This window comes from uncultured Meiothermus sp. (assembly GCF_937863175.1).
Classification (GTDB): domain Bacteria; phylum Deinococcota; class Deinococci; order Deinococcales; family Thermaceae; genus Meiothermus.
The window spans coordinates 1-9,170 of the sequence record NZ_CALMCQ010000094.1; the positions used below are offsets into that span (position 1 = coordinate 1).

A 9,170-nucleotide genomic window follows, 5' to 3' on the forward strand; every position below is an offset into this window, starting at 1 on the left:
CGGCGCCATACAGGCCGGTCTCGCCCCGGTCGCCGGTTTTGGTGTAGATCTTCATACGGTTATTTAACCCCACAGCCGCTAAAGCAATTGGGTTTGGAAAGACACCCGGTAGTAGAAGCAGAATCAAGTAGAATTCACTGATGAAACATAACGCAGACTACCGAATTGCAGTTACCTGTCGTTACTACACTAAGTGCGGACTTTTTGCAGGATTTGCACAAAATTACACCGGGCGTTACGCCTGGGTGCCGGGCTACAAAGGGGGGCGGGCTAACGGGTCTGGCCCCTCCAGACGGCTTCCTTTCGGGTTCCCGTCCGGGGGTTTGGGTTAAGTTACGATGACCAGGTGCATAGACTTGACGCATAGCGCATATTGCGATACGATGTTTACACTGACCCCAAGCGATGGGGGTTTTTTGTTTAATATGTCCAGAAAACGCTTGGATAAAGTGCTGGCCCACCTGGGTATCGGCACCCGCAAAGAAATTCACAGGCTGGCTCGAGCGGGCCTGATTGCCATTGATGGCAAAACCATCACCGACTCGGCATTCAAGTTTGACCCTCTCCAGTCGCGCATCGAAGTGGATGGTGAACCCCTGGTTTATCGAGCGTTCTTTTACGTGTTGCTCAACAAACCGGCTGGCTATGTAACCTCAACCCGAGACCGCGATGCTATCCCGATCACAGCCCTGTTGCCCGAGGAATTGCAGCGCGACGACTGGATGCCGGTGGGCCGCCTGGACAAAGACACCGAAGGACTCCTGCTGCTTACCACCGATGGCGAACTGCTACACCGCCTGACCCACCCACGCTGGAAGGTGGAAAAGCGCTACTATGCCGAGCTGGCTGTCCCGGCCACACCCGAAGATGTGGCCGTATTTGCCGATGGTGTAATCGAGCTCGATGGCGAGGCGCTCCAACCCGCCGAACTGCAAATTGGCCCCAATCCCCACCAGGTAGAGTTGGTGATTCACGAAGGCAAGTTTCACCAGGTCAAACGGATGTTTGCCGCCAGGGGTAACCAGGTAACCTACCTTAAGCGCATTGCTTTTGGGCCAGTCTCGCTTCCCAATGATCTACTGGCGGGGGAGTCCCGCAAACTTCTACCGGTAGAAATACACGCGCTGTATACAGCAGTGGGACTGGATTTGCGGGAATAAAAAAAGCGGGTCTCTTTCCCGCAAGCAAAAGTAGTATAGCACAATATGCAAAAATAAAAAGTAGTATGCAAAAACCGGCTTCAGGAAGGGTTTCTGGACATCTCTGGTGGGTAACGACTCCAACCTTCGAGTACTTCCCTTGCCGCACTCGCTCTTCAGGCCAGCAACGAAAAACTCCGGCTGTCGGGATGTGCAGGACAGGTTCGTACGCTCTTGCTCAGCGCCGGTTCCCTTCGCGAAGATTTCCCCGTTTGAACCATCCAGAAAAGCCTGCATCTCAAGTACGCCACTGGTGGAAAGCGGTCTACTGACCCATCCACAAACCGTCAATGTTACGGGGTGGATGGGTAGGCCTGCCCAGGATAGAAATTTCGCTTGGCGCGGCTCCGCTGCTACGCCTTCGGGGCGTGGAGATACATGGTAACTAAACCGGCTGCAGTCCCTGGGCTGGCCTGATCCGGGCAAAGGTTTCCACCCGGCCCCCAATCAAACCCCCGTAGCGGGCGGCATTGCCAGGGCCGTTGTAGTAGGCGGCGAATTGCAGGTAGTTTCCGGCTTGCAAGGCTGCCAGCATCCTCGAGGTGGAGCCTGCCCCCCGGATAAAATTGAAAAAGCCCACCACCTGATAGCGAATTTCCTGAGAAAAATCCTCGAGCATCTGATCTACCGATTCGTAGCCAATCGAGGCATGGTTGGCGCCAAGAATTTGGGGGGCACCCATGCTGATCGATTTTTTTGCGGCCTGATCGTCCAGGGCTCGGGCAAAGTTAAACACCTCCCATTCCAGGTTCTGATCGCCATGAAAAGCCTGGAAGGGCTGACTGGGATCCCTGCGCCACTGGTGGTTCTGCCAGCGCCTGCTGGGGCTAAAGCGAAAATGCTGATTGAACCGGGTGGGGTTGCGCTGGCCCCAGAAATCGTAGAAGAGATGGTTTTCAAAACGAATGATCATGCGGTCATCGGCAGCAAAACCACGCCCGCCAGACTCGGTGGCAAAAACGGCGACCGCCACGGCAGGCTCGAGCTTGAGCTGACCTGAGAGCACCTCGATCAAGCCTCCCAGCCGGTTCCAGACACCCGCCAGCAGGCGTTCCTCGGTCGTCTGGACAGCGCCGGCAGCAATCAGCCTGGCCGGCATCAGTGGAGTAGCAATCAGCCGCGGGTCATCGGGGTTGATGAAACCGGGTCTGACCCGCTGCATCTCCAGTAGCACAAAATCTCGATGCACAAACCCCTCCTGCCCCCGGGCCAGTACCCGAAGCCAGGTGCCTTGCTCATCCAGAACCTGCACGCGGGTCTGCGGCTTTAGGATTGCAATGACCGCAAAGCGGGGGCCAGGCCCTTTGCGCAAATTCAAATGGGTGGTGGTTCTGCCCATACGCTGTGCCATACACTCCCTCTCGAGGATCTGAGTCTACCTCAGATAGCGTTACATCCCGGTTACAGAAAGATAGATCGTTAACACTGCGCCCCCTTGGGGGTGGTCAACCACCCCCAACTTTCCGCCATGGGCCCCCACAATGGCCCGGGCGATGGTCAGGCCCAGCCCCGAGCCCCCTGCCCACGGCGCGGGTGCGCGAAGCATCCCCCCTACAAAAGCGTTCAAACACGTGCTCCAGCGCTTCCTGGCTCAAACCAGGCCCGAAATCTCGCATCTCGATTTGAACCTGGTTCTGATTTACCAGAACGGTAACCTCAAACTTTTCAGGGCCAACGTAGCGCACGGCCTTGTCGAGTAATAACCAGCTCTCCTCCACCCTCTCGAGCGTGCGGTACAGCCGCAATAGAAGCAGAATTTGTCGGAATAGAGCGCTGCCCCTTCAGGGTGGCGTATTTTTGTTGTGAATTTGCTCTAGGCTAGATGCATGTACGATTTGCTTCTGTCCATCCACAACATCGCCCGGTGGCTGGTGCTGCTTGCAGCAATATATCTGATCTACCGAAGCGTCAACGGACTCAGGATCCGTGCCTATCTTCCTGCCGATCGGCGGGCCGGACAAATCTACACCGGTTTGATGGATCTGCAACTGGTGCTGGGCCTTATGCTGATGGTTCTGAGCCCTCTGGTTCAAAGTGCGCTGGGGAACCTCGGTGCTGCCATGCAAAACAGCCAGACCCGCTTCTTTATTGCTGAACACTGGGTGTTGATGCTGGCAGCGGTGGTTATGGCGCATGTGGGCAGTATCCGCGTCAAAAAAGCCGCCGATGCCTTGCTCAAACAACGCCAGGCTCTGATCTGGTATGGGTTGAGCCTGGCTTTGATGTGGTTGGCCATCCCCTGGTGGCGGCCGTTATTGCGTCTCGGTTGAATAGTGCCCGGTGAGGTGCGATAACACAAGCAATAGAGGAGGCCGAAGCCTCCCCTATTGGAAGGGACTGCAAGTTTATTTCTTGACGGTTTCCTTCAGGGCTTTGCCGGGTTTGAAGGCGGGATACTTAGAAGCGGGGATCTTGATCTTTTGGGTGGTACCGGGCTTCACGCCAGTACGGGCTTTACGGCTGCGCACTTCGAAGGTGCCGAAGCCGGTCAGTTGCACTTTGCTACCGGCCTTGAGGGCGTCTTCGACTTTGCCCAGGAAAGCGTCCACAGCGGCCTTAGCATCTTTTTTCTTCAAGCCAGCGGCAGTGGCTACTTGGTCAATCAGATCTGCTTTGGTTCTGGTTTTCTTGGATCCACCTCTTGCCATGTGATTACCTCCTTTATTTTCCCTTCAGCACGGAGTGTAGCACACCTCATCTCCAAATTGCAAGCACCAGGGCAGCGTTGGTAGCTGTTTCGCTCCAGACAGAATGCCTAAACGGTGGGCTTTCTATGATACTCGGGGGGTAAAAGTGCGGTCACGGCAGCCTCGAGCTGACGGGTCACCTCTTCCAGGGTCTGGTGATCGGTCTTTCCGGGGGGCAGGGCAATGGGGTCGCCGAATACAACCCGGATGGGACGCCGCAGACGCGGCCCCTTACCCACCGGCCAGGCTTTATCGCTGCCGATGATGGCAGCGGGAATGATCGGAGCGCTGGTGCGTAGCGCAATGGCAGCAGCACCGGTTTTGAAAGGTTCGATGGAGCCGGTTCGGCTACGACGTCCCTCGGGAAAAATGCCAAATGCGGTGCCGCCCTTAAGGGTTCGAATGGCGGCTTTGACCGCCCCAAGATCGCCGGAACCCCTCGAGACCGGAATCACATACAGCCGTGGCAGCAACCAGCGCAGGATGGGATACTCGAACACATCGTCGCGGGACATATAGCTTACCACCCTCGGACAAGCCACCCCCATCACCACCGGGTCAACCAGGGAAATGTGGTTGGAGGCCAGTATCACCGGGCCTTCCGGGGGGATTTTCTCACTGCCTTCGACCCGCAGTCCAAACAACACCTGGAGTAACACTCGAGCCAGGCCCCTGGTGAAGCGATAAACCCTCAAACCATACGCGTACATCGCACCCATCATAAGCAAGCAAAAAACGGTTGACCAGGGGCCCGTAGCCAAAAGCCAGGGCCCTGATCACAACAGCGGTTCATTTGAAAACCACCCAGAACCAGAGCCCCGGCGTTCATCCAAGCGTACGAAGTTTTCCCCCGGAACCGCTCCTGGCCGTTCCCTGAACCCTCTTATTCGCTGTTCAGGATAGCTTCACCACCACCCGCCCCCGCACCTGACCTTGCAGGATAGCCCGGGCGAGTTCGGGCACTTCTTCCAGGCTTACGGTCTGCATGGCGGCTTCCAACAGGGGCCTGGGCAGATCGTGGGTCAGGCGTTTCCAGGCCAGGAGACGTTTTTCTCTGGGGCAGATGACCGAGTCTATCCCCAGCAGGTTCACGCTCCGCAGGATAAAGGGAAACACTGTGGTCTCGAGCTTCACTCCACCTGCATTTCCGCAAGCCGCCACACTTCCACCGTAGGCCATGCGCGGGAGCACCCCCGTCAGTACCGCACCGCCCACCGTGTCCACCGCACCGCCAAAACGCTCGGTCTCGAGCGCTTTCGGTGGGGTAGTCAGAAGACTGCGATCCAGAATTTCGCTCGCTCCCAGTGACTTCAAATAGGCTTCCTGGCTGACCCGGCCCGTAGCAGCGGTTACGCGGTAGCCCAACCGGGCCAGAATTGCGACCGCCACGCTGCCCACCCCACCCGCTGCACCTGTCACCAGCACTTCTCTGGTTTTGTCCACTGCGTGCGACTCCAGGGCCATCACGCACAGCATGGCCGTAAAACCCGCGGTACCGATACCCATGGCCTGCTGCAAGGAGAGCCCTTCCGGCAGGGGAACCAGCCACTCTGCGCGCACTCGAGCCAGCTCCGAAAGCCCACCCCAGTGCCGCTCGCCCACCCCCCAGCCGGTCAGGATCACCCGGTCGCCAGGCCGGTAATCCGGCGAGGCCGACTCCAGCACCGTACCGGCAAAATCAATCCCTGGAACCATTGGGAAATTGCGGATGACCTTGCCCGCACCCGTAATCGCCAGACCATCCTTGTAGTTGAGGCTGCTGTGAGCCACCCGCACCAGCACATCTCCCTGGGGCAGTTGGTCTAGCGCCGCCTGACGAACGTGTGCGGTATAGGGGTCGCCGGACTCCACCACCAGTGCCTTGAAAGTCTGCATGGCAACAAAATACACGATAGCAATAGGATGCGTCTCTGTTTGGCCGAAAGCTGAAGGCCAAAAGCTGAACGCTAACGGCTGATGTTCGATAGCCGATAGCCCATAGCAAATGGCCAAGAGCCAAATGCAAAACACCTTATCTGCCCTCGAGGATGGTGTACAAACATCTCTACGATGCAGTGTCGAGCAGCAAGACCATCCCATGTCCCTTGACCCTCGCTTTAGCGCGTGACCCAGGGCCCAAGACCCTCGACTTTGTTAAACTTCTGTTATGAGCTCTCCACTGGTCAGTGTCGAGGGGTTGCACCAACGCCTTGGCGATAGCCAGCTTCGGATTGTGGACTGCCGCTTTTCGCTGCAAGACCCCCTGGCGGGACGATTGGCTTTTCGGCATGGCCACATTCCGGGGGCGATTTTTCTCGATCTCGAGGCCGACCTTTCGGCCCCAAAGCGCCAGGGTGGCCAGGGAGGCCGCCACCCCTTGCCGGAGCCTGAAGACCTGGCTAAGAAGCTGGGCGCCGCAGGCATCGGTAATGAGCATTGGGTGGTGGCCTACGACGAACCTCCCGCAGGCGGGATGTTTGCCCCCCGGCTGTGGTGGTTGCTGCGGTGGTTGGGTCACGACCGGATAGCCGTGCTGGACGGCGGTATCAAAGCTTGGAGGGAAGCAGGTTATGAGGTTTCCACGTTAGCAGTCGAATATGCCTCTACCACTTTCAAGGCCAAGCCCAGACTCCAGATGGTGGTGGATGCAGACGCTGTGGCCCACTGCCCGGCTGGAACCATCCTGATTGATTCCAGGGCCCCCGAGCGCTACCGGGGCGAGGTGGAGCCCATAGACCCCGTAGCCGGGCACATTCCCGGTGCCATCAACCGCAACTGGTTGGACAGCCTGGATGCTTCGGGGCATTTCAAAAAAGCCGAGGCCCAGGCCGAGCGTTTCGCGGGGCTCGAGGGCGAGGTTATTGCCTATTGCGGCTCGGGAGTCTCGGCTACCGCGAACGTGCTGGCGCTCGAGCTAGCAGGCAAACAGGCCAGGCTCTACGCCGGTTCGTGGAGCGACTGGGTGTCGGTTAAGAGTCGTCCGGTTGCGAAGGGCGCGGAGTGAGCAATTGGGCTCAGGGCCAGGATACGCAGTGGAATCTCGTTTTTCCCCAGCTCATAACCCGAAAGTGCGCTATGCTAAGGCAAATCGGGAATGGGCAGCGGCCAGGGCCGCGCCTTCGGGGGGGCGACACCGCGTACAAACAACCGTATTGCCGGGTTAAACACCACCAATTTTAACCTGCCAGCAGCAGGCAGATAGCTCTCAAAGGCATGAGGGTAGGTGATCGGTATAAACGAGGATGGCAGTGGCCAGGCAGATGTGGTGGTGGTGGGTGCGGGGATTTCGGGGCTGGTTGCCGCACGGGTACTGCAAAGCGCGGGGTTGGAGGTAGTGGTGCTGGAAGCCCACCACCGCGTAGGTGGGCGGCTCTTGAGCAAGATCCTGCCCGATGGCTCGACCTTCGATCTGGGCGGGCAGTGGATCAGCCCGGAGATGCCCCGGGTTATGGGGCTGATTCAAGTACTGGGACTTACCCCCTTCAAGCAGCATGACTCTGGGCGGATTGATCTGGCGGTGCAGCCGCTTACCTCAATGGATCGGCTAACCCAGGCGGAGTGGGCCTGGGTCAAGGCCCAACTGGATTTTCTGGTCGAGAGTGTGAACTTGGAGAAGCCCTCGGCCACTCCTAACGCCTCTGCGCTGGACGTGCAGAGCGTGGAGGAGTGGAAGCAGATTAATCTGGACAGCCCTTACCTTCGCAACCTGTTCGATCAGATCATCCGCACCGAGTACACCATCGAACCCAAGGACTTCTCGGTGCTGCACCTGCTCTACAGCCTTAAGAGCGCAGGCGGCTTCGAGGGTGTGCTGGGCCTCGAGCGCGGCAACGAAACCCTGCGGGTACTCGAGGGGATGCAGGCCATCTGCATCCGGCTGGCCAACCAACTAGGCGATGCGCTGCGCCTCAATTGTCAGGTCTACGACATTTTGCACCATACACAGGGGGTCACCATCATCGCCGAGGGCTTTAGCGTGCGGGCCGGGCGGGTGATCCTGGCGATCCCGCCCAATCAGATCACCCGCATAGACTTTGAGCCGGTGCTGCCCCGCCGCCGCACCAGGCTCATGCAGCGGCTCGAGATGGGCTCGGTGATCAAGTGCTTCGCACTCTACGACCATCCTTTCTGGCGCAACAAACCAGCCAACCCGGTAGACCCCGATCAGCTGCTCTTCGATGACACCATAGATGCCACCCCTCACGACGAGCGAAACCCGGCCCTGGTGGCTTTTATTGGCGGCGACGATGCGGTGTTGTGGAGTGACAAGCCTTTTGAAATTCGTCGCCGAGCCGTGTTGGAAGACCTCGCTCTGGTCTTTGGGGAAGAAGCCTTATACCCCAGGCTCTACTTCGACCACGACTGGCTCACCGAGCCTTTTATTGGCGGAGGCTACCAGTGCTATGCCCCGCCGGGAGTAATGTCGGCGGGGTTTGAGGAAATTCGTGTTCCCATCGGACGCATTCACTGGGCCGGAACCGAAACCGCACTGCACTACTATGGTTACATCGAGGGGGCCATTGAAGCAGGGGAGCGAGCGGCCAAAGAGGTTTTAGAGAGTCGTAAGTAGGGGCCTGCATTACACGGGATGTCCTGCTCAGCTTTGCGTACAAAATCACCAGCGGCTCCTCGTGCAATCCTGCTACAACCTGATATCTTTCATACCGAATTCAGAGCAGTTCCCATAACAGCCCCCACCCCAGAGCCAGCCGAGGGGGGCGCCGTTGATGTAGGGCCGCCATAGAACCGCGAAAACCCTATCTATCCACATTGCTCGCCCTCCCTCAGAGTAGACTTGGGCGGAGACGTATGGTGGCCTTGACCAGCCGACTAAAAACTTATTTCGAACTGGTTCGCTTCGAACACACCCTTTTTGCCCTCCCCTTCGCTTATGGCGGCATGCTGCTGGCAGCCAAGGGCTGGCCGGGCTGGGAGGTGTTTGGCTGGATTACCGTGGCGATGGTGGGTGCCCGCACCTCCTCTATGGCCCTCAATCGCCTCATTGATCAGAAGATAGATGCCGTCAATCCCCGCACTGCCAAACGCCACCTGCCCAGGGGGGTAGTCAAGCCCCTCGAGGTTCTGGTGTTGGCAGTAGTAGGCTTGCTGGGTCTGGTGGTGGCCGCGTTCAACCTGAACCCTCTAACCGCTCAGTTGCTGCCTGTAGCGGTTTTTTTTCTAGTGGGCTACAGCTACACCAAGCGCTTTACCTGGCTATGCCACTTCTGGCTGGGCTTGACCATCGGGGCGGCCACCGCAGGCGGCTGGATTGCCGTCACGGGCGCGTTTGAACCCGCTTTGTTCG

Annotated in this window: 10 protein-coding genes and 1 pseudogene; 5 read left to right on the forward strand and 6 right to left on the reverse strand. The window is 58.3% G+C overall.

From position 1 onward, the window contains the following. Positions 1 to 425: 425 nt before the first annotated feature. Positions 426 to 1,160: a pseudouridine synthase gene (locus Q0288_RS03720; RefSeq protein ID WP_299427389.1), complete on the forward strand. Its 735-nt coding sequence runs from the start codon at positions 426 to 428 to the stop codon at positions 1,158 to 1,160. A gap of 424 nt (positions 1,161 to 1,584) precedes the next feature. Here the strand turns inward: Q0288_RS03720 and Q0288_RS03725 are convergent, their stop codons facing one another. The 3 genes and pseudogenes from Q0288_RS03725 to Q0288_RS18030 all read right to left on the reverse strand — a co-directional run. Beyond that, positions 1,585 to 2,550 carry an N-acetylmuramidase domain-containing protein gene (locus Q0288_RS03725; RefSeq protein WP_299427392.1) on the reverse strand — a complete coding sequence of 322 codons (966 nt, stop codon included), beginning with the start codon at positions 2,548 to 2,550 and terminating at the stop codon, positions 1,585 to 1,587. 39 nt (positions 2,551 to 2,589) lie between these two features. Next, positions 2,590 to 2,766 (reverse strand): ATP-binding protein, encoded by a 177-nt coding sequence (locus tag Q0288_RS03730; protein ID WP_299427395.1) that lies wholly within the window; start codon positions 2,764 to 2,766, stop codon positions 2,590 to 2,592. Position 2,767: 1 nt separating this feature from the next. Then, positions 2,768 to 2,917, reverse strand: a pseudogene (locus tag Q0288_RS18030) (hypothetical protein); the annotation flags it as partial. 108 nt (positions 2,918 to 3,025) lie between these two features. Here Q0288_RS18030 and Q0288_RS03735 point away from each other — a divergent pair. Continuing rightward, positions 3,026 to 3,469: a hypothetical protein gene (locus Q0288_RS03735; protein ID WP_299427398.1), complete on the forward strand. Its 444-nt coding sequence runs from the start codon at positions 3,026 to 3,028 to the stop codon at positions 3,467 to 3,469. 75 nt (positions 3,470 to 3,544) lie between these two features. Here the strand turns inward: Q0288_RS03735 and Q0288_RS03740 are convergent, their stop codons facing one another. From Q0288_RS03740 to Q0288_RS03750, 3 genes are all read right to left on the reverse strand, one after another. Further along, the gene (locus Q0288_RS03740) at positions 3,545 to 3,847 is read right to left on the reverse strand and encodes an HU family DNA-binding protein (protein WP_299427401.1); all 303 of its coding nucleotides are present in this window, start codon (positions 3,845 to 3,847) and stop codon (positions 3,545 to 3,547) included. 107 nt (positions 3,848 to 3,954) lie between these two features. Continuing rightward, entirely contained in the window at positions 3,955 to 4,596 is a 642-nt protein-coding gene (locus Q0288_RS03745; RefSeq protein WP_299427404.1) for a lysophospholipid acyltransferase family protein, read from the reverse strand. A 184-nt stretch (positions 4,597 to 4,780) separates the two neighbouring features. After that, positions 4,781 to 5,761 (reverse strand): MDR family oxidoreductase, encoded by a 981-nt coding sequence (locus Q0288_RS03750; protein WP_299427407.1) that lies wholly within the window; start codon positions 5,759 to 5,761, stop codon positions 4,781 to 4,783. 271 nt (positions 5,762 to 6,032) lie between these two features. On the opposite strand from Q0288_RS03750, the gene Q0288_RS03755 reads away from it, so the two are divergent. The 3 genes from Q0288_RS03755 to Q0288_RS03765 form a co-directional block, all read left to right on the forward strand. Beyond that, complete coding sequence (locus Q0288_RS03755) at positions 6,033 to 6,869, forward strand: sulfurtransferase (protein ID WP_299427410.1); 837 nt, start codon at positions 6,033 to 6,035, stop codon at positions 6,867 to 6,869. Between the two features lie 219 nt (positions 6,870 to 7,088). Continuing rightward, positions 7,089 to 8,435 (forward strand): FAD-dependent oxidoreductase, encoded by a 1,347-nt coding sequence (locus tag Q0288_RS03760; protein WP_299427414.1) that lies wholly within the window; start codon positions 7,089 to 7,091, stop codon positions 8,433 to 8,435. Between the two features lie 239 nt (positions 8,436 to 8,674). Next, positions 8,675 to 9,170, forward strand: a 496-nt coding sequence (locus Q0288_RS03765) for a UbiA-like polyprenyltransferase (protein WP_299427417.1), incomplete at its 3' end; no start/stop codon positions are given.

Bases quoted from the DNA above. Each gene is read 5' to 3' on its own strand.
- Q0288_RS03725 (WP_299427392.1), bottom strand. From the start codon at position 2,550: ATGGCACAGCGTATGGGCAGAACCACCACCCATTTGAATTTGCGCAAA.
- Q0288_RS03750 (WP_299427407.1), bottom strand. From the start codon at position 5,761: ATGCAGACTTTCAAGGCACTGGTGGTGGAGTCCGGCGACCCCTATACC.
- Q0288_RS03755 (WP_299427410.1), top strand. From the start codon at position 6,033: ATGAGCTCTCCACTGGTCAGTGTCGAGGGGTTGCACCAACGCCTTGGC.
- Q0288_RS03745 (WP_299427404.1), bottom strand. From the start codon at position 4,596: ATGTACGCGTATGGTTTGAGGGTTTATCGCTTCACCAGGGGCCTGGCT.
- Q0288_RS03740 (WP_299427401.1), bottom strand. From the start codon at position 3,847: ATGGCAAGAGGTGGATCCAAGAAAACCAGAACCAAAGCAGATCTGATT.
- Q0288_RS03720 (WP_299427389.1), top strand. From the start codon at position 426: ATGTCCAGAAAACGCTTGGATAAAGTGCTGGCCCACCTGGGTATCGGC.
- Q0288_RS03735 (WP_299427398.1), top strand. From the start codon at position 3,026: ATGTACGATTTGCTTCTGTCCATCCACAACATCGCCCGGTGGCTGGTG.